Genomic DNA, 19,453 nt, shown 5'->3' on the forward strand with positions numbered 1-19,453 from the left:
GTATGCGTCACCGCTCCACCCAGCTCCTCCTGCGTGACGATCTCGTTGGTAACGGTCTTCACTACATCTGGGCCGGTGACGAACATGTAGGACGAATCCTTCACCATGAAGTGAAGTCCGTCATCGCGGGGGAATAGACTGCGCCACCGGCGCAGGGCCCCATGATCAGGGAAATCTGCGGCACGACGCCGCTCGCCAGCACGTTGCGCTGGAACACTTCGGCATAGCCGCCAAGCGACGCCACGCCCTCCTGGATGCGCGCGCCGCCGGAATCGTTCAGCCCGATCACGGGCGCGCCGACCTTCAGCGCCATATCCATGATCTTGCAGATTTTCTGCGCATGCCGCTCGGAAAGCGAGCCACCGAACACGGTAAAATCCTGGCTGAACACGAAAACGAGCCGACCGTTGATCGTGCCCGACCCGGTGACCACGCCGTCGCCCGGAATGATCTGCTCCTGCATGCCGAAATCGATGCAATTATGCTCGACATACATATCTAGCTCCTCGAACGAATTCTCGTCGAGCAACACATCGAGCCGCTCGCGCGCGGTCAGCTTGCCCTTGGCGTGCTGCGCGGCGATGCGCGGCACCCCGCCGCCCAGCCGTGCCGCCTGACGCTTGCGTTCGAGTTCGGCAATGGTCGAGGACATGCGGTTCTCCGGAAGTGCGCCGCCTCTCTCCCCGCTGCGCGGCGCATTTGCAAATGTGAACTTGCGAAGTTGCGAAGCGAGGCTTTGCGAAGTAAGGCCGCGAAACACCCAGCGCCGATACAGACATACGGCGTCACCCCGGACTTGTTCCGGGGTCCACCGTGCCATGCAGTCGAAGTCATCGATTTGCGGCGCGGCAGACCCCGGAACAAGTCCGGGGTGACGACATTAGGAGCAACGAAGGATCCCCCGCCCCACCCGCCTCTACGCCGGCGAACAGCTCCGCGCGCTGCGCCACACCGCCGGCCTCAACCAGGCCGCCATGGCCGTGCGCCTCGGCGTCTCCGTCAGCTATCTCTCGCAACTCGAAGGCGGCGTCCGTCCGCTCACGCCCGCCGTGATCGCCGCGGTGCGCCGCCAGCATCCCGGCGCCCTGGTCGGCCTGGAAAACGCCGCCCCCGCCATGCGCCTCGCGGGGCTGAGCCAGGCGCTGGCCGATCCGCTGCTCCCCCCGCCCCCCACCGCCGACATCATCGCCCGCCTCGCCGAGGAACGCCCCGATTTCGCCGATCGCTTCATCGCGCTGCACGGCGCGATGCGCGCGGCGGAGGAGCGGCTGCAGATGGTTGAGGAACAGACGAGCTCGGGCGGCGGCGGGCGCAAGCCATGGGAAGCGGTGCGTGACTGGTTTCATGACGCCGGCAATTATGTCGATGCGCTCGATCGGGCCGCGGAAGCGCTGGCACCAGGCGGCGATCCTGACATGCTGGCGGCAGCGCTCGAGCGTCACGGCGTATCGATCAGGCCGAGCGACCGCGTTGCCGGCCCGCTCGCGCAGTTCGACGGCACCACGCTGGTGCTCGACGCCGCCATGCCCGCCGAAAGCCGCCGCTTCCAGATCGCGCACCGGTTGGCCGCGATCGCCTTCGCCAGCGAGATCGAAGCGATCGTTGCCACCGCCGAGCTGGACGGCGACGCCGCGCGCAATCTGCTGCGCATCGGCCTGGCCAATTACGCCGCCGGCGCGCTGACCATGCCCTACGCCGCGTTCCGCGCCGCCGCGCGCGAGACACGCCACGATATCGATCGCCTGTGCCGCCGCTTCGGCGTCAGTTTCGAACAGGCCTGTCACCGTCTGTCCACGCTGCAACGCCCCGGCGCCGAGGGCATCCCGTTCTATTTCTGCCGCGTCGACATGGCCGGCAACATCACCAAACGGCACAGCGCCACGCGCTTCCAGTTCGCCCGCTTCGGCGGCGCCTGCCCCTTGTGGATCGTCCACGAAGCCGTCGCCATCCCCGATCGCATCGCTGTGCAGCTCGCCGAAACACCGGATGGCGTGCGCTACGTGTCGATGGCCAAGGGCCTCGTCAAACCCTCGGGCAGCTTCACCCGCACCCCGCGCCGCTACGCGGTGACTTTGGGCTGCGAAGCCGAGCATGCCGGCGACTTCGTCTATGCCGACGCGCTTGACCGCACCGCCCAGGCGACACCGATCGGCATCTCCTGCCGCCTGTGCCCGCGCGACGATTGCGACCAGCGCGCGTTTCCGCCGGCGGATCGCGGGATTGCGGTGAACCCGGATGTGCGCGGCACGGTGCCGTACCGGGTGATTTAGCGGGCGCGCCGTGAGGTGTATCGACTGCAAGCGTAATATAGCGGCCGCCAGCAGGCCGGCCGCCGTACTACTTCCATAAAGGGGCGTCATTCACCTGGGCGCGTCAGATATGCTGGCGTCCTGCGAACCTATCGGCACGGATCCCTAATAATCAGGACAGCCATAATCCCGCTTTTGCTTGACCATTTTGTCAAATCGTCGTGCCGAATAGCGGATGCCGTAGCCGTTGAAGGTTGCGAAAAAGTGCGTTGCTTTTCTTGAACCAATTTCTATTTTGATCGAACTTGCGTGGCACGAACACACAGGATAATTAGGATGCAGTGCACTTTTGAAGCACTGGCCCTAGGATGGCTGACAGGAAGCTTACCATGGCAAAGCTGCTTATTGTACTTCTGGCAGGATTGACGGCGGCCTCGGCAGCCGCACAAACATCCGTGGGGGGCATCGGTATGAACGCACCCAATTACAGCACCGACCAGCCAATTTTGGACGGCTTGAACGCTTTTCCATCTGCGGAAACGCCAACGATGGCAAAGGACAAGCTGGAGCGGGCGAGAGCGTTGACGGTTGAAGCAAAGTCACTCCTGCGGCAGGATGGCGGAACGCTTACACGGCAGCATGACGCGTATCTTCGTCGTAAAGCCTGCGACATTCTTGGTTATAATGGCAAGATTACCGGCAGCCTTGCGCCGCAGCGGCGTTGCGGCTGATTGCGACCCATTGTTTCAATCAAATACCCAGGTCATTCATTCTGTTCGTCTGAGATCAGGAAAGTAGATACCTGACACGATCAAAAGCTGCGCGCCTAAAATTTCGAAGGTTGCGCGTGATGATCAGTACCGTGCGAAAATAGTCGGTTGCTCTTCCGCCCGGCGGACCGGGTGCTGCTGATCCAATCACCGGTATGCCGCCACTGAACCACCGGCGAGACGCCTCACGGCCCCGAATCGCTTGGTGAGCCGCCCCGGGACGATGGTTCAGGAGAAGCTAATCTTCCAGCGCTAAGCCGCTTGCTTCCAGCAGCTCGTATAAAGTGCCGGTCTGGCAGAGCGACCGCTTTTGCAAATCCTGGCCTGGCCGAACGACAACTGAACGACCCGTTAAGTCGACCACGGTATCTGCAATCTCCGAACTGTCGACATCGTTGTAGCAAAGTGTAAATCGCTGCGAAAAATCGGAAATTAGTCGCTGACCGTCCGGTACTTTTTTGCGTGCCGTTACAACATGGGCTGAGGAACAACTCCAGTAAAAGACTTGCCCATCTTCGCCTTCCCACATCATGCATCCGCTACCCGGACCACAATCAAGGACCCAATGCTCTGTAAAACATATGCTCATTTCGATCTCCTTATGCTTGTCGTCCGCAAGACTATCCCTTGGCAGTGATATCATGTCATAGTTTTAAGCTGATTCTAAGACCTGCTGGACTGTCGCGGTGCCTTCGACGCCGCTTTGGCAGAATTGCTCCTGATGGAATGTATGCCAGCATGGCGGAAGGTCATCCGATTCCATAACATCGGGACGCGTCGAGCCATCCTTCTCAAGCGGAGATGACAGCGCATGCTTGATGAGCCGCAGTCGGGCAACAAATGGCTGCGAGCGGGAACCCGCTAGCGGCGAGCTCAACGGAAGCAAAAAGCCGCTGTCCTACACAACGCCGTCATGACATGCTCAAGCTGTTCTTTGATGCCGTCGAGTCGCCCGCCCGCCGCCACCACGGCAGCGCCCCGTCGCCTGCCCGGCGCGAAAGCGCTGCGTCCGTGGCGCGCGGCCGTCGGGTCGCCGTGGCGTCGCGGTAGCGTTGCCGGCGCGTCCGCCGCAAAACAGCGCCACCGTCTCAACATTCTCAACATTCGCGCCGCCGCCAGTCGCGATTTTTCGAGACGCCGGGCTTGCCACCCCGCCCCCGCCGCCGTCAAAAGGTAGGCGCGGAGGAGAGCGCGATGTCAGAGCAGGAAATCTATCCCGTCCCCACGGCCTGGGCCGATCACGCCCGGTTCGATGCTGCCGGCTATGACACGCTTTATGGTCGCAGCCTCGCCGATCCGGGCAGCTTCTGGCTCGAACAGGCGCGCCGGCTCGACTGGATCAAGCGCCCCGAAATCGCCGGTGACTGGTCGTTCGATGAAGCCGATTTCCACATCAGCTGGTTCGCCGATGGCAAGCTGAACGTCGCCGCCAATTGCCTCGATCGCCATCTCGCCACGCGCGGCGATCAGCTCGCCCTGATCTGGGAACCCGACGACCCCGCCGAGGAACCCCGCCGCTTCACCTATCGCGCGCTTCATGCCGAGGTCTGCCGCTTCGCCAACGTGCTGAAGGCGCAGGGCGCGAAGAAAGGCGATCGCGTCACGATCTACATGCCGATGATCCCCGAGGCGGCGTTCGCGATCCTCGCTTGTGCCAGGATCGGCGCGATCCACTCCGTCGTGTTCGGCGGCTTCTCGCCCGAGGCGCTCGCCGGGCGCATCACCGATTGCGATTCGACCATCCTGGTCACCGCCGATGAAGGCCGCCGCGGCGGCAAGCGCATCCCGCTGAAGGCCAATGCCGATGCCGCCGCCGCGCGCGCGCCCGCGCTCCAGACGATGATCGTCGTCCGGGCGACCGGCGGCGACGTCGCGATGCAGGATGGCCGCGACGTCTGGTATCACGACGCGGTCGCCGATGTTCCCGCCACCTGCCCGGCCGAGCCGATGGGCGCGGAGGATCCGTTGTTCATCCTCTACACCTCGGGCTCGACCGGCAGCCCCAAGGGCGTGCTCCACAGCTCCGGCGGCTATCTATTGTGGGTCAGCCTGACGCACGAATGGTGCTTCGATTATCGCCCCGGCGACGTGTGGTGGTGCGCCGCCGATCTCGGCTGGGTCACCGGGCATAGCTATATCCTGTACGGCCCGCTGGCCAATGGCGCGACGACGCTGATGTACGAAGGCCTGCCGACCTGGCCCGATGCCAGCCGCATCTGGCAGGTGGTCGATCGGCATCGGGTGCACACATTGTACACCGCGCCGACCGCGCTGCGCGCGCTGATGAAGGACGGTGACGGCTTCGTCCACGCCACCGATCGCCGTTCGCTGAAACTGCTCGGCACGGTCGGCGAGCCGATCAATCCCGAGGCGTGGCGCTGGTATCACGATGTGGTCGGCGAAGGGCGCTGCCCGATCATCGACACCTGGTGGCAGACCGAGACGGGCGGCGCGCTGATCGCGCCGATGCCCGGCGCGACGGCGCTGAAACCGGGCAGCGCAACCACGCCGATGCCCGGCGTCGACCCGCAACTGGTCGATCCCGAGGGTCAGGTGCTGACCGGCGCGACCTCGGGCAATCTGGTCATCGCGCGGAGCTGGCCGGGGCAGATGCGCACCTTGTGGGGTGATCATGCGCGCTTCTTCCAGACCTATTTCAGCACCTATCCGGGCAAATATTTCACCGGCGACGGCGCACGGCGCGACGCAGATGGCTATTGGTGGATCACCGGGCGCGTCGATGACGTGATCAACGTCAGCGGGCATCGCATGGGCACGGCGGAAGTCGAATCTGCGCTCGTGCTGCACGCCAGGGTGGCCGAGGCGGCGGTGGTCGGGATGCCGCACGAGATCAAGGGTCAGGGCATCTATGCGTATGTCACGCTCAATTCGGGTGAGACGGCGAGCGACGAGCTGCGCGCCGAGCTGATCAACTGGGTGCGCACCGAGATCGGCCCGATCGCCGCGCCGGACAAGCTGCAATTCGCGCCCGGCCTGCCCAAGACGCGCTCGGGCAAGATCATGCGCCGCATCCTGCGCAAGATCGCCGAGGGTGATGTGTCCAGCCTGGGCGATACCAGCACGCTGGCGGATCCGGCGGTGGTCGATGATCTGGTGGCGCAGCGCGTGGCCTGATATCCGGCGCGACATTCTGCTATAGCGCCAGTCAATCGCAACCGGGGAGGGTCTGCCGTGTCGAACATGTATGCAGGATTGCGCCGGGCCTTTGGCGCGGATGAAGACGGCGCCAAGCATTGTGCCGATCGATTACTCAAGATCCGCGCCCGATTGCAACCGCTGCGCGACCGCAAGTCGGAGTCTTCCTTGCTGCTCGCCACCTGGAATATCCGCGACTTCGATTCGAACAAGTTCGGCTTCGGCCCGCGCCGCACCGAGAGCTTCTATTACATCGCCGAGATGATCGCCGCGTTTGATCTCGTCGCGGTGCAGGAAGTGAATGAGGATATGGATGCGCTGGAGCGCGTGATGGCGATACTCGGCCGCGAATGGACCTATATCGCCACCGACATCACCGAAGGATCGGGCGGCAATGGTGAGCGCATGGTGTTCGTCTACAACACCGAGAAAGTGCATTTCCGCCGTGTCGCGGGCGAAATCGTGCTGCCGCAGGGGCAGTTGATCGTCGCCGAAAAGAACGTGAAACCGCCCGCCAGCATGGAGGCCGGCACCACCCCGGTGACCAAGCAGGAACAGCATCTGCAATTCGCACGCAGCCCGTTTCTCGTCGCGTTCCAATCCGGCTGGTTTCAGTTCAGCCTGTGCACCGCGCATCTCTATTATGGCGCGGCCTCCGGCGCGGCGCTCGATCAGCGCATTGCCGAGATCGAGGCGCTGGTGACGTTTTTCGCGGATCGTCAGGACAAGGCGAGCAAACGCGCAGCGGCCAATCACCGCCCGGTGGAGAATTACATCATCCTGGGCGATTTCAACGTCGTCAGCCCCGAACACAAGACGATGCAGGCGCTCAAATCGCACGGCTTCGTCGTGCCGCCGGAGATTGACGGCAAGAAGGTGCGCAAGCTGGGCCAGCATTTCTACGATCAGATCGCGGTGCGCGTGAAGGATGCGCGCTTCAAGGTGCTGGGCGGCGGCATGGTCGATATCTTCGAGGATGTGTTCACCGACGCCGATCTGCCGCTCTATGCAGGCGCGCTGCCCAAGAAGGATCTCGAAAAGGATTCCACGGCCAAGGCCAAGACGCCGGAGGCGCTCTACAAGAAGTGGCGCACCTGGCAGATGTCCGATCATCATCCGCTGTGGATCGAGATCGCCACCGATTTCAGCGAACAATATCTGGGCGCGATCGCCGCGGGCAAAGCGGACGTGGCCAAGCCGCCCAAGCCGTGATCCGGCGGCGCGTTTGCCGATTGCGAGCGGGCCGCCGCACCGCTACGTAACGGTAAAACACCAAGTGAGGGGCATCTATGCGTATTTCCGCCATCGTCCGGCTTTCCACCGCCGTCGTCGCGCTCGCTACGGCGATCCCTGCGCTGTCGCAGACCGCCGCCGGGCCGGTATACGGCACGTTCGGCATCGACCTCACCGCGCAAAAGGCCGAGGTGAAGCCGGGTGATGATTTCTGGACCTTCGCCAATGGCGGCTGGGATGCGCGCACCGAGATCGCCGCGGATCGCACCTCGGCCGGTCCCAGCGTCAAGCTGGTCGATCAGGCCGAATTGCAGGTCAAGCAGATCCTCGCCGATGCCGCCGCCAACCCCGCCGCGACCGGGCCGGGGGCGCAGCAGTTCGGCGATCTCTATGCCGGCTTCATGGATGAAGCGGGGATCGAACGCCGCGGCGCTGCGCCACTCAAGCCCTATTTCGCCAAGATCGATGCGGCCAACGACAAGACCAAGCTGCAGATGCTGTTCTCCACGCCCGGCTATGCCAGCCCGGTCGAGATGGGCCAGCTGCCCAGCCCGGCCAACCCCGCCACCTATGCTGTCGCTTCCGGCCAAGGCAGCCTGGGCATGGGCGGGCGCGATTATTATCTGCTCCCCGGCGCCAAATACGATGCTTATCGCGCCGCCTATCGCGCCTATGTCGAACGCATGCTGACGTTGTCGGGCATCGCCGATGCCGCGGCCAAGGCGGACCGCATCGTCGCGCTCGAAACCGCGATGGCCAAGGTGCAATGGTCGCCGGAGCAATCACGCGATCTGCTCGCCATGCTCAAGCCGATGGACGCTGCCGGGCGCAAGGCGCTGGCACCCGATTTCGATTGGGACGTGATGCTGAAGACGGCGGGCTATGGCGGCCTGCCGATCGTCTACATGACCAATTCGACCGCGCTGACCGCGCTCGGCAAGATTTATAACGCCACGCCCGTTTCGACCTGGCAGGACTGGATGAAGTTCCGCCTCGCAGTGGCCGCCGCACCGGTGCTGCCCAAGGCGTTCGATGAGGCCACGTTCGGCTTTTACGGCAAGACGCTCAACGATCAGCCGGCGCAGCGCGCGCGCTGGAAGCGCGGCATCGCCCTGGTCAACGGCGTGATGGGCGAAGCCGTCGGCAAGATCTATGTCGCGCGGCATTATCCGCCCGAGAGCGATGCCAAGATGGCCGAACTGATCGCCAATCTGCGCGCCGCCTATCAGCAGCGTATCAAGGCCAATAGCTGGATGGATTCGGCGACCAAGACGCAGGCGCTGGCCAAGCTCGCCGCGTTCGATCCGCGCATCGGCCATCCGGTCAACTATATCGATTATTCCACCCTCAAGATCGTGCGCGACGATCCCGTCGGCAACGCCATGCGCGCGGGCGACTTCCAGCATCAGCTGGATCTGTCGCGGCTGCCCAAGCCGGTCGATCGCGGCTTGTGGGAGATGACCCCGCAGACGGTGAACGCCTATTACAACCCGCTGGCCAACCAGATCACCTTCCCCGCCGCGATCCTGCAGCCGCCGTATTTCGATCCCAAGGCGGATGCGGCGGTCAATTACGGCGCGATCGGCGCGATCATCGGCCACGAAATGGGCCACGGGTTCGACGATCAAGGCAGCCAATTCGGCGCCACCGGCAAGTTCGAGAATTGGTGGACGCCGGAAGCACGCAAGACCTTTGCCGAGCGCACCGCGGCGCTGGCCAAGCAGTATGACGCCTATGAGCCGATCCCGGGCACCAAGATCAACGGCAAGCTGACCTTGGGCGAGAATATCGGCGATCTCGGCGGGGTCGAGACGGCCTATGCCGCGTACCAGCAGTATCAGGCGGTGCACGGCAAGGCGCCGGTGATCGGCGGGCTGACCGGCGATCAGCGCTTCTTCCTGGCCTATGCGCAGGCGTGGCAGAGCAAGCTGCGGGAAGGCGCGGCGCGCGCCCGGCTGCTCACCGATCCGCATTCGCCGCCGTTCTTCCGGGTCAACGGGATCGTGCGGAACGTGGATGCCTGGTATGCCGCTTTCGACGTAAAGCCGGGGGATAAGCTGTATCTCGCGCCGAGCGAGCGCGTGCATATCTGGTAAGCCGGAGCGAGGCGATTGGCGTCACGCTAATCGCCGGTGCGCGAAGCGACACGCGATCGGCCGGCCGGCGACGCGCAGCGATCGGCCGACGGGGCGGGATTCACTCCCGCCCCGGCCTTTTCAGGCAGTGCGCAGCCCCAGCCACCGCCCGAGCGACAGACGCCGCAGCGCAAACCGCTCGGCCATCAGCACCACCACCAGGCTGAGCCCGAAGAACGGCAGCAGCACCCCCAGCGCCACCACCGCGCCGATCAACACCACGCCGAAGCGCGGTCGCGACAGCGGGATCGGCGCGCCGAGCAGCCCGACCGGCCGCCGCCGCCACCACAGCACCGTCCCCGACACCGCCAGCAGCACCAGCAACAGCGCGGTGATCGTGCTGAGCAATTGATTGGCAAGACCAAACAACGCGCCTTCATGCGCTGCGATGCCATAGCCGACCGCGCGATCAATCCAGTGCCGCTCTGCGAAATCACGCCGCGTCAGCACCGCGCCGGTCGCGCCGTCGACCGTCAGCTGCGTGCGCTGCGGCCGGTCCGCCGCGTCCGAGGTGACGGTCCACATGCCGCCCGCCTTGGCCGGCGGCGCGATCAGCACCGGCGGGGCGATCGCGAGCGGCGTAACCGTGGCGATGACCCGATCAAGCGCACCGGGCGGCGCCAGCACGTGCGCCATCGCCATCCCGCCATGCTCGGCATGATCGCCGAGCATGGCGCGCGCGCCCGCCGGCGGGCGACCGATCGGCCAGTCGACCGGTCCGTCCGCCGTGCCGGTGATCTGCCGCACTTCCTTGAAATAGCTGCCCCAGGCCTTGGCCCAGGGCAGCCCGGTGAGAATCAGCCCGAGTGCGAGCAGCGACACCCAGATGCCGGACACTGCGTGCAGATCGCGCCAGAACAGCCGCTTGCCGCCGCCCAGGCGGGGGTAGACCACGCCGGCCAGCCCCCGCCGCCCGCGCGGCCACCACAGATACAGGCCGGTGAGCAGCATCACCACCGCCCAGCACGCGGCGAGCTCGACCAGATAGGAGCCGGGATTGCCGATCAGCAGATCGCCGTGGAGGTGGAAGATCACGCGCATCAGGCGGGATTCGACCGGCACCGTCTTCAGCACGGCGGCGGTGGCGGGATCGACATAGGCCAGCGTCTCCTCGCCCCCCGCCCCGACGATCACCCGCGCCGCCTGCCCCGGCGCTGGCGGCAGCTGATATTTGTGCGGCCGGGCGCCGGGCACCGCGCGCAGCGCCGCGGCGACCTGCGCATCGGCGCTGACCGCGGGTGCTGTCGCCAGCGTGTGATACGGGCGATCGAGCCAGGCCTCGATCTGCGGCTTCCAGGTGTACAGCGCGCCAGTCGTGGCGAGCCACAGGACGAACGGCACGCACAGCATCGCGGCATAGAAATGCCAGCGCCACACCGCATTGTACCAGCGCGTGCCGGGGGCCTTGACGCTCATAGCTTGATCCCCGCTTCGATCAGGAAGGTGCGCTGCGGATAGGGATGGAACACCCAGGCGCGATCGTTGGTGAGATTGTTGATCCCCGCCGATACGCGCAGGTTCTGCGCCACATCCACATTGACCTTCACGTCCAGCGCGAACAGCTCGGAGGTATAGCCGTAAGCGTCGCCGCGCTGCAGCCCGTCGAGATCGGTATTGGGCCGGCTGGCATAGCGCACGCCGACCACGCCCTGCAGCGCCGGCAGCAAGCGCCAGCGCAGATTGCCGTTCAGGCGCCAGCGCGGGATGCGCGGGAATTGCACGCCTTCCGACGCGCGGTCACCGGCATTGCGCACCGTCACCGCATCGAGCCAGGCGGCGTTGGCGTCCACGTCCAGCCCGTCCACCGGCCAGTCCTTCGCCTCGGCGATCACTTCCGCGCCATATTGCCGCGTAACATCGATATTCTTGAACGACGAACTCGACACGCCGGCCGCATTGAACCCGGTATAGCTGAAGATCGCATCGCGGATGCGCTGGTAGAACAGGCTGCCGGTCATCGTCACCGGCCCAAAGCGCTTGCGCAGCACCAGATTGGCATCGCGGCTCTTTTCCGCCTTGAGATTGGGATCGAAGCTGTTGACGTTGAACGTGCCATCGCCGTTGAGCGACCCTTGGAACAGCTCGCCCACGGTGGGGAAGCGTGTCGCCAGCGCCACGCTCAGCTCGGCCGCCCAGCCATCACCAAGCGTGCGTTTGAGCGCCAGCTTGGGGCTGATCGCGCTGTCGCCGCGCGCGGCATATCGTTGCGTCACGAGTTGCCCGGCGGCGGCGCCGGTGGTCGCGCGCGCGGTCAGCCCGCCGTCGAAGCCGCGCCACCAATCGGCGCGCAGCCCGATCGTCAGCAGCGTCTCCGCGCCGATGCCGATGGCATCCTCGGCGAACACCCCGATCGTCCGCGTGCGGCCGAAAGTACGCGTGCGTGGCGTGCGGCCTGTGGCGGCGCGCCAGTTGACCGTATCGAACACGCTCTGGTCGGTCTCATAGAGATTGGTATTGGTGCCGATCGCCAGTTCATGCGCACCGAAGGTGCGGGTGGCGAGCAGATCGCCGGTATACCAGCCGGTCGGCCCCTGTTCGGTCAATTGCCCCGCGCCGTTGGCAATCCCCGCGGCATAGCCATTGGACTGGCGCGAACGCTGCTGCGCGAAACGCAGCGTGGACAGGTTGAGCCGCGTGTCGAAATCGAGCAGCGGCGCTTCCAGCTTGAGCCCGGCGAGCCATTCGTCCTTCTGCGCGATGCCCAGCCGGTAACTGGTCGCCGCATTGAGCAGATAGGTATGGCCGCCGATACTCGCCCGGCCGCTGGCATCGCCGTAAAAGGGATTGCCTGCCGCATCACGCAGATAGGTTTGCGGATTGAGCGTCTCTTCACGGTTCCACCAATAGGTGAACAGCGCCTCGGCATGGACATCGCCTGAATCGAAGCGCAGCTGCCCCCGCGCCTGATCCTGCCGCGTGGCAACGGAGGAATAATCGCCGATCACCACCGCCGTCTTGCCACCAACCGGGATCAGCGCCGGATCGGCATAGCCGCCGGTCACCGCCGGGCCGCCCGCCGCATTGTCGTACAACGCGGCGCTATAGCCGAGCTGATAAAATTGCTGCGGCTGGCTGTCGTTGCGCAGCCGCCGCAGCGAGGCGCGGAACCCGAACGGGCTGTTGTCGGGCTTGAGCGCAAAGCCGGCTTCGGCGGCATAGCCCTGAAAATCCTGCCGCGTGCCATATTGGCGATAGGGCTGGATGAACGCCTGCACCGTGCCGAACGCCTCGGTCTGGTCCGGCGCGCGCGTGGAAATGTTGACGATGCCGCCCATCGAATTGCCCGGATAGCGCGCCGAATAGGGGCCGTAGACGATATCGAACTGGCGCACCTCGGTGGGGCTGACGATTCCCCAGGCGGGCGGGAAGGCGAACGAATTGCCGAGGAAGTTCGACACGACGAAGCCGTCGACCATCACCAGCGAGCGCGCGCTTTGCGTACTATGCGTGCCGCGGAAACCGGGCACGGCATTGTTGTCGCCGATATAGCGCGTGCGCACGAAGAAATCGGGCGCGTATTTGATCAGATCTTCGGTGTTGACCGCGTTGACGCCGGCGAATTGTTCCTCGCCCAGGCTGACGGCGAGGCCGCGCGGTGCGATCTCGATCGGGGCATCGCGCTGGCCGACGACGAGAATGTCGTCGCCCTCGGCCGTTTGCGCGAGGGCGGGAGCTGCCGCGAGGAGCGCGGACAGGCAGACGGCGCGCCGCAGCGCGCCCTGGAAATGTGGCATTGTATGATCCTTGGCTGAAACGTGGCGCGATCGCGCCGGGACGATTCAGACGAGGACGGGTGGCCCGGTGGCGGGGGGCGGCGGCGCGGCGAGCCCGCGACCGATCGCCGGGGTCAGCCGCGCGACCGGCGCGGCGGCGGGCAGGAGCACCGGCGCGGCGAGCAGATCGATCAGCGGCGCGGCCAGCGCCACGGACACGCCGGCGCCCGCGCAGGGATGATCACCGGCCGGATCGGGATGACGCTTGTCTTGATTGTCGGCCTGATGCGCGACATGCGCCGCCACGCCGGGCATGGCCATGTCGGCTGCCATTGTGGGCATGGCCATCGCTGCCGGCATCTGCGCGGCGGGCAATGCGGCAATGCCCATGCCCGAGCAGGGCGCAAGCACGATGCCGTCCGCTGTCGCCATCGGCATCCAGCCCGCGGGCACCGCGGCGCGCGCAAGCAGCACGCACAACAAGGCCGCGGCCAACATCCCCCGCTGGAGCCTCGGCGCAAGACCGGCCGAGAAGAGGCGCCACCGCATGCCGCGCGCTGTGGCGCAGTCGGCACGACGGAGCAAGGGCCGCCGCACCGTTGGTGCGACGCCCCCTTGTATTCGCTGCTTATTTGTTAGCCGGCTTGCGTAAGAAACCCGGTGAGTTCCGTTTTCGATACCGACTTGTTCTTGTCGGCATCGGCGCTGGCAAAGGCCTGGCCGACCCATGTCCTGGTCGCCGGGTTATCCGCCTTGGCGGTGGGATCACCGGCCGATTTCAACGCCACCATCCAGGCGCCGAATTCGGCGCTGCTCAGCCGGCCATCGCCGTCCTTGTCATAGGTGGGGAATTCGCTGTTCACCACCTGGGTGATCTGCTCCGCGGTGGCCGGGGCGGCGGCGGTATCGCCCGTGGCGGTGGCGGCGGCGGTTTGGGCTGGTGCCGAAGCTGTCACGGGAGCTGTCGCCTGCGTCTGGGCGAGGACGGGCGCGGCAAGCATCACGGCACTGGCCATCACAACATATTTGATCATCATCGGTCTCCGTATCTCGACTATATCGAAGCCTGGGCGGCGCTGACGCGCCCACTGGGCAGGCTCATGTCATCAACCCCTGTGCCGCGGGGATGGTCGCGATTTGGCGACACGCCCCGTCCCTGCTAACGCCCGCCCCATCCCGACTCTGCCAACCCCGCGCGACGAACCGCGCCCAGCTCCAGGAAACGCCGCACATGGTCCCCCGCTATTCCCGCCCCGACATGACCGCGATCTGGACGCCGGAGAACCGCTTCCGCATCTGGTTCGAGATCGAGGCGCACGCGACCGATGCGCTGGCCGAGTTGGGCGTGGTGCCGAAGGAAGCCGCAGCGGCCTTGTGGGCGTGGTGGAATACCCAACCGACGATCGACGTGGCCGCAATCGATGCGATCGAGGCGGTGACCAAGCATGACGTGATCGCGTTCCTCACCTGGGTGGCCGACAATGTCGGCGATCAGGCGCGCTTCATGCACCAGGGCATGACCTCGTCCGACGTGCTCGACACCGCGCTGGCGGTGCAGCTGGCGCAGGCCAGCGATCTGCTGATCGCCGATATCGATGCGCTGCTGGTGGTGCTGGAGCGCCGCGCGCGCGAGCATAAGATGACGCCGACGATCGGGCGCAGCCACGGCATTCATGCCGAGCCGGTGACGTTCGGGCTCAAGCTGGCCCAGGCGCACGCCGAATTCGCCCGCAACCGCGCGCGGCTGGTGGCGGCGCGCGCCGATGTCGCGACCTGCGCGATTTCGGGCGCGGTCGGCACGTTCGCCAATATCGATCCATCGGTTGAAGCGCATGTCGCCGAGAAATTGGGGCTCAGCATCGAGCCTGTGTCGACGCAGGTCATCCCGCGCGATCGCCATGCGATGTTCTTTGCGACGCTGGGCGTGATCGCCAGCTCGATCGAGCGGCTCGCGACCGAAATCCGCCACCTGCAGCGCACCGAAGTGCTGGAAGCGGAGGAATATTTCTCGCCCGGGCAGAAGGGCTCCAGCGCGATGCCGCACAAGCGCAATCCGGTGCTGACCGAGAACTTGACGGGGCTCGCCCGCATGGTGCGTGGTTATGTCACCCCGGCACTGGAAAATGTCGCCTTGTGGCACGAGCGCGACATCAGCCACTCCTCGGTCGAGCGCTATATCGGCCCCGATGCCACGATCACGCTGGATTTCGCGCTGCAGCGGCTGACCGGGGTGATGGACAAACTCGTCGTGTATCCCGCGCGGATGGAGAAGAACCTCAACAAGATGGGCGGGCTGGTCCATTCGCAGCGCGTGCTGCTCGCGCTGACCCAGGCGGGGGTAAGCCGCGAGGATTCGTATCGCCTGGTGCAGCGCAATGCGATGCGCGTGTGGGAATCGGATGGCGAGCTTTCGCTACTGGAACTGCTCAAGGCCGATCCAGAAGTCACCGCCGCGCTCTCGAGCGCCGAGATCGAGTCCAAGTTCGACCTTGGCTATCATCTCAAGCACGTCGACACGATCTTCGCCCGGGTGTTCGGGGCGGCGTAAAACGGAAAGGCGGGACCTTCTCCCCACGCGTGCAGAATCTGCACGTGCGATGACTTGTTACAAAATTGCGACAACGCGCAACAATTCTTAAATAGATCCGTGCCGGCATCATCCGGCACGGAGACCTCACCATGCGTAACTTTGAAGTCGTGGTCAGCACCATGCTGGCCGTTGCGACGCAAGCGCTGGTGGTCGGGGCGATCATCGCCGCCTGATCCATCGGCCCAGCCCGCCCCCTGCAACGGGGGCGGACAAGGCCGGGATCACGAGATTCAGATACCAATAGCCGTCATCCCAGCGGAAGCTGGGATCTCAAGCGGCATAAGCGCGACAAGCCGCTCGAGACCCCAGCTTTCGCTGGGGTGACATGCTACGGCCCGACTAGCCACTCTTACCCCAGCGCGCTTTTCACCTTGTGAAAGAAGCCGGTTGTCTGCGGGTTGCAGTCGCCATTTTCGGTCGCGCGGAATTGCTCGAGCAATTCTTTCTGCTTGGCGGAAAGCTTGGTCGGTGTTTCGACCTCGATCCGCACTACCAGATCGCCCCGCCCGCGGCCCTGCAGCACCGGCATCCCGGCGCCGCGCTGGCGCAGTTCGCGGCCGGACTGCGTGCCGGCCGGGATCTTGATCGCGTGCAACTCGCCATCCGCGCCGGGAATAGTAATTTCGCCGCCCAACGATGCCGTGGTGAAGCTGATCGGCGCGCGCGCGAACAGGGTGGTGCCCTCGCGCTCGAAAATCGTGTGCCGCGCGACATGCAGGAAGATGTACAGATCGCCCGATGGTGCGCCACGCGCGCCCGCTTCGCCTTCGCCGGTCAGGCGTACGCGCGTACCCTCGTCGACGCCGGGGGGAATGTTGACGGTCAGCGTCTTGGTCTTTTCAACCCGGCCCTCGCCGTGGCAGGCGCGGCACGGATCGGCGATCACCTGGCCCTGGCCGTGGCATGCCGGGCAGGTCCGTTCGACCACGAAGAAGCCCTGCTGCGCGCGCACCTTGCCATGCCCCGCGCAGGTCGCGCAGGATTTGACGGTGGTGCCGGGCGTGGCACCGCTACCGTCGCACGTGTCGCACACGGCCGAGACATCGACCGTGATCTCGGACGATTTGCCGCGAAACGCGTCTTCGAGCGTGATTTCCATGTCGTAGCGCAGATCCGCGCCCCGCCGTGAGCCACGGCCCGCGGTGCGCTGGCCGCCCATGAATTCGCCGAAGATGTTTTCGAAGATGTCGCTGAAGCCGCCGAAATCCTGCGCGCCGCCGCCACCCCCGCCGCCATTGCGGAACGCCTCATGACCAAAACGATCATAAGCCGCGCGCTTCTGCGGGTCCTTCAGGCAATCATAGGCTTCGCTGACCGCTTTGAACTTGGCTTCGCTATCCTTGCAGCCGGAATTCTTGTCCGGATGGTATTTCATCGCCAGCTTGCGATACGACGATTTGATCGTCGCATCATCGGCGGTCCGCTCGATCTCGAGCAGTTCGTAGAAATCGACTTCGGTGGTCATTTTCGGCCCCCGCCCCCAGGTCGGTCACCCCAGGACGAGTCCCGGCAAAGTACTACTTTGCCGGGTGCCCGATCGCTGGGGTCTCGTGCGGCAAGGGCGCTCCCTTGCCGCTTGAGATGCCAGCGTTCGCTGGCATGACGAACTGAGCGCATAATTTTACGCTTTGTTGCTGTCATCGACTTCCGAGAACTCGGCGTCGACCACGTCTTCCTTGGGCGCCTCGGCGTCGTCGGCCGCCGGGGAAGCCTGCTCCTGCGCCTGCTTCTCGTAGATCGCCTGGCCGAGCTTCATCGCCACCTGGCCCAACGCCTCGGACTTCGCCTTCATGTCCTCGGGATCGCCGCCTTCGACAGCCGTCTTGGTTTCGGCAATCGCCGCCTCGATCTCGCCCTTCAACGATGCGTCGATCTTGTCACCATGCTCGGCGAGCTGGCGCTCGGTCGAGTGGATCAGGCTTTCGGCATTGTTCTTGGCTTCGGCCGCGGCACGACGCTTCTTGTCGTCCTCCGCGAACTGCTCGGCATCGCGCACCATCTGATCGATGTCGCTGTCCGACAGGCCACCCGACGCCTGGATGCGGATCTGCTGCTCCTTGCCGGTGCCCTTGTCCTTGGCCGACACGTTGACCAGGCCGTTGGCGTCGATGTCGAACGTGACCTCGATCTGCGGCACGCCGCGCGGTGCCGGCGGAATACCGACCAGATCGAACTGGCCGAGCATCTTGTTGTCCGCGGCCATTTCGCGCTCGCCCTGGAACACGCGGATGGTCACCGCCTGCTGATTGTCGTCGGCGGTCGAATAGGTCTGCGCCTTCTTGGTCGGGATCGTCGTGTTGCGATCGATCATGCGCGTGAACACGCCACCCAGCGTCTCGATCCCGAGCGACAGCGGCGTCACGTCGAGCAGCAGCACGTCCTTCACGTCGCCCTGCAGCACGCCGGCCTGAATCGCCGCACCCATCGCCACGACCTCATCCGGGTTAACGCCCGAATGCGGCTCCTTGCCGAAGAAGTCCTTCACCACCTGGCGCACCTTGGGCATGCGGGTCATGCCGCCGACGAGCACGACCTCGTCGATGCCGTTCGCCTGCAAGCCCGCATCCTTGAGCGCCTTGCGGCACGGCTCGAGCGTGCGCTGGATCAGATCCTCGACCATACGCTCGAGATCGGCGCGTGTGATCGTCTTGACGAGATGTTTCGGGCCATTCTGGTCGGCAGTGATGAACGGCAGGTTCACTTCCGTGGTGGCGGCGGACGACAGCTCGATCTTGGCCTTTTCGGCGCCTTCCTTGAGACGCTGGAGCGCCAGCTTGTCCTTGGTCAGGTCGATGCCTTCGGCCTTCTTGAAGTCGTCGGCCAGAAAACGCAGGATCTTGTCGTCGAAATCCTCGCCGCCCAGGAACGTGTCGCCGTTGGTCGCCTTCACTTCGAACACGCCGTCACCGATCTCGAGGATCGAGATGTCGAACGTGCCGCCGCCAAGATCGTACACCGCGATGGTCTTGTTGGTGTCCTTGTCGAGCCCGTAGGCGAGCGCTGCCGCCGTCGGCTCGTTGATGATGCGCAGCACTTCGAGGCCGGCAATCTGGCCGGCATCCTTGGTTGCCTGGCGCTGTGCGTCGTTGAAGTACGCCGGCACGGTGATGACGGCCTGCGTGACGGTCTCGCCGAGATACGCCTCGGCGGTTTCCTTCATCTTCTGCAGCGTGAACGCGCTGATCTGCGACGGCGAATAATCCTTGCCGCCGGCTTCGACCCACGCGTCGCCATTCTGGCCCTTGACGATCTTGTAAGGCACCAGCTCGGTGTCCTTCTTGGTCACGGGATCGTCGAAGCGGCGGCCGATCAGGCGCTTCACCGCGAAGATGGTGTTTTCCGGATTGGTCACTGCCTGGCGCTTGGCCGGCTGGCCGACCAGTCGCTCGCCATCCTTGGCGAAGGCGACGATCGACGGCGTGGTGCGCGCACCCTCGACGTTCTCGATAACCTTGGGCTTGCCGCCTTCCATCACCGAAACGCAGGAGTTGGTGGTGCCGAGATCGATGCCGATTACTTTAGCCATGGTCCTGTTGGGTCCCCGTGTTTGAAAAAATGCCTGCGCGCTGCGGAACCAATTTTCATTGGCGCCGCAGCACGTCACTGA

13 protein-coding genes and 1 pseudogene are annotated in these 19,453 nt (G+C 65.0%); 6 read left to right on the top strand and 8 right to left on the bottom strand.

Going from position 1 to position 19,453, the window contains the following annotated elements:
* Positions 1–652 (bottom strand): annotated as a pseudogene (locus tag ABC969_RS11710) (carboxyl transferase domain-containing protein); the annotation flags it as partial.
* Positions 653–896: 244 nt separating this feature from the next.
* Here ABC969_RS11710 and ABC969_RS11715 point away from each other — a divergent pair.
* Together ABC969_RS11715 and ABC969_RS11720 are read left to right on the top strand one after the other, a co-directional pair.
* Positions 897–2,270, top strand: a complete 1,374-nt coding sequence (locus tag ABC969_RS11715; protein WP_345865455.1) for a helix-turn-helix domain-containing protein — start codon at positions 897–899, stop codon at positions 2,268–2,270.
* Between the two features lie 368 nt (positions 2,271–2,638).
* Positions 2,639–2,980: a hypothetical protein gene (locus ABC969_RS11720; RefSeq protein ID WP_345865175.1), complete on the top strand. Its 342-nt coding sequence runs from the start codon at positions 2,639–2,641 to the stop codon at positions 2,978–2,980.
* 277 nt (positions 2,981–3,257) lie between these two features.
* On the opposite strand, the gene ABC969_RS11725 is transcribed toward ABC969_RS11720, so the two are convergent.
* Positions 3,258–3,608: a hypothetical protein gene (locus tag ABC969_RS11725; RefSeq protein ID WP_345865176.1), complete on the bottom strand. Its 351-nt coding sequence runs from the start codon at positions 3,606–3,608 to the stop codon at positions 3,258–3,260.
* Positions 3,609–4,213: 605 nt separating this feature from the next.
* On the opposite strand from ABC969_RS11725, the gene acs reads away from it, so the two are divergent.
* From acs to ABC969_RS11740, 3 genes are all read left to right on the top strand, one after another.
* Entirely contained in the window at positions 4,214–6,154 is a 1,941-nt protein-coding gene (gene acs, locus ABC969_RS11730) for an acetate--CoA ligase (RefSeq protein ID WP_345865177.1), read from the top strand.
* Positions 6,155–6,211: 57 nt separating this feature from the next.
* The gene (locus ABC969_RS11735; RefSeq protein WP_345865179.1) at positions 6,212–7,387 is read left to right on the top strand and encodes an endonuclease/exonuclease/phosphatase family protein; all 1,176 of its coding nucleotides are present in this window, start codon (positions 6,212–6,214) and stop codon (positions 7,385–7,387) included.
* A gap of 77 nt (positions 7,388–7,464) precedes the next feature.
* Positions 7,465–9,504, top strand: coding sequence for a M13 family metallopeptidase (locus tag ABC969_RS11740; RefSeq protein ID WP_345865180.1), 2,040 nt, complete (start codon positions 7,465–7,467; stop codon positions 9,502–9,504).
* Between the two features lie 120 nt (positions 9,505–9,624).
* Here the strand turns inward: ABC969_RS11740 and ABC969_RS11745 are convergent, their stop codons facing one another.
* The 4 genes from ABC969_RS11745 to ABC969_RS11760 all read right to left on the bottom strand — a co-directional run bounded on the left by ABC969_RS11745 (position 9,625) and on the right by ABC969_RS11760 (position 14,290).
* Positions 9,625–10,959: a PepSY-associated TM helix domain-containing protein gene (locus ABC969_RS11745; protein WP_345865182.1), complete on the bottom strand. Its 1,335-nt coding sequence runs from the start codon at positions 10,957–10,959 to the stop codon at positions 9,625–9,627.
* The gene (locus ABC969_RS11750) at positions 10,956–13,277 is read right to left on the bottom strand and encodes a TonB-dependent receptor (RefSeq protein WP_345865183.1); all 2,322 of its coding nucleotides are present in this window, start codon (positions 13,275–13,277) and stop codon (positions 10,956–10,958) included. Before ABC969_RS11750 ends, ABC969_RS11745 begins: the two co-directional genes overlap by 4 nt.
* Positions 13,278–13,322: 45 nt before the next feature.
* Positions 13,323–13,754, bottom strand: a complete 432-nt coding sequence (locus ABC969_RS11755) for a hypothetical protein (RefSeq protein WP_345865185.1) — start codon at positions 13,752–13,754, stop codon at positions 13,323–13,325.
* Positions 13,755–13,891: 137 nt separating this feature from the next.
* A complete protein-coding gene (locus tag ABC969_RS11760) occupies positions 13,892–14,290 on the bottom strand; it encodes an EF-hand domain-containing protein (protein WP_345865186.1) in 399 nt (132 codons plus the stop codon).
* 197 nt (positions 14,291–14,487) lie between these two features.
* Here ABC969_RS11760 and purB point away from each other — a divergent pair, with 197 nt between their 5' ends.
* A complete protein-coding gene (gene purB / locus ABC969_RS11765; RefSeq protein WP_345865188.1) occupies positions 14,488–15,804 on the top strand; it encodes an adenylosuccinate lyase in 1,317 nt (438 codons plus the stop codon).
* A 391-nt stretch (positions 15,805–16,195) separates the two neighbouring features.
* On the opposite strand, the gene dnaJ is transcribed toward purB, so the two are convergent.
* The gene (gene dnaJ, locus ABC969_RS11770; protein ID WP_345865189.1) at positions 16,196–17,311 is read right to left on the bottom strand and encodes a molecular chaperone DnaJ; all 1,116 of its coding nucleotides are present in this window, start codon (positions 17,309–17,311) and stop codon (positions 16,196–16,198) included.
* A 156-nt stretch (positions 17,312–17,467) separates the two neighbouring features.
* Positions 17,468–19,372, bottom strand: a complete 1,905-nt coding sequence (gene dnaK / locus ABC969_RS11775) for a molecular chaperone DnaK (RefSeq protein WP_345865191.1) — start codon at positions 19,370–19,372, stop codon at positions 17,468–17,470.
* Positions 19,373–19,453 lie beyond the last annotated feature (81 nt).

It is taken from the genome of Sphingomonas qilianensis, assembly GCF_039614825.1.
Lineage (GTDB): Bacteria > Pseudomonadota > Alphaproteobacteria > Sphingomonadales > Sphingomonadaceae > Sphingomonas > Sphingomonas qilianensis.

What these genes read in the sequence shown, in the direction of transcription:
- ABC969_RS11725 (WP_345865176.1), bottom strand. Translation starts at nt 3,608, where the DNA reads ATGAGCATATGTTTTACAGAGCATTGGGTCCTTGATTGTGGTCCGGGT.
- ABC969_RS11720 (WP_345865175.1), top strand. Translation starts at nt 2,639, where the DNA reads ATGGCAAAGCTGCTTATTGTACTTCTGGCAGGATTGACGGCGGCCTCG.
- ABC969_RS11740 (WP_345865180.1), top strand. Translation starts at nt 7,465, where the DNA reads ATGCGTATTTCCGCCATCGTCCGGCTTTCCACCGCCGTCGTCGCGCTC.
- acs (WP_345865177.1), top strand. Translation starts at nt 4,214, where the DNA reads ATGTCAGAGCAGGAAATCTATCCCGTCCCCACGGCCTGGGCCGATCAC.
- dnaJ (WP_345865189.1), bottom strand. Translation starts at nt 17,311, where the DNA reads ATGACCACCGAAGTCGATTTCTACGAACTGCTCGAGATCGAGCGGACC.
- ABC969_RS11745 (WP_345865182.1), bottom strand. Translation starts at nt 10,959, where the DNA reads ATGAGCGTCAAGGCCCCCGGCACGCGCTGGTACAATGCGGTGTGGCGC.
- ABC969_RS11755 (WP_345865185.1), bottom strand. Translation starts at nt 13,754, where the DNA reads ATGTTGGCCGCGGCCTTGTTGTGCGTGCTGCTTGCGCGCGCCGCGGTG.
- dnaK (WP_345865191.1), bottom strand. Translation starts at nt 19,372, where the DNA reads ATGGCTAAAGTAATCGGCATCGATCTCGGCACCACCAACTCCTGCGTT.
- ABC969_RS11750 (WP_345865183.1), bottom strand. Translation starts at nt 13,277, where the DNA reads ATGCCACATTTCCAGGGCGCGCTGCGGCGCGCCGTCTGCCTGTCCGCG.
- ABC969_RS11760 (WP_345865186.1), bottom strand. Translation starts at nt 14,290, where the DNA reads ATGATCAAATATGTTGTGATGGCCAGTGCCGTGATGCTTGCCGCGCCC.
- purB (WP_345865188.1), top strand. Translation starts at nt 14,488, where the DNA reads ATGGTCCCCCGCTATTCCCGCCCCGACATGACCGCGATCTGGACGCCG.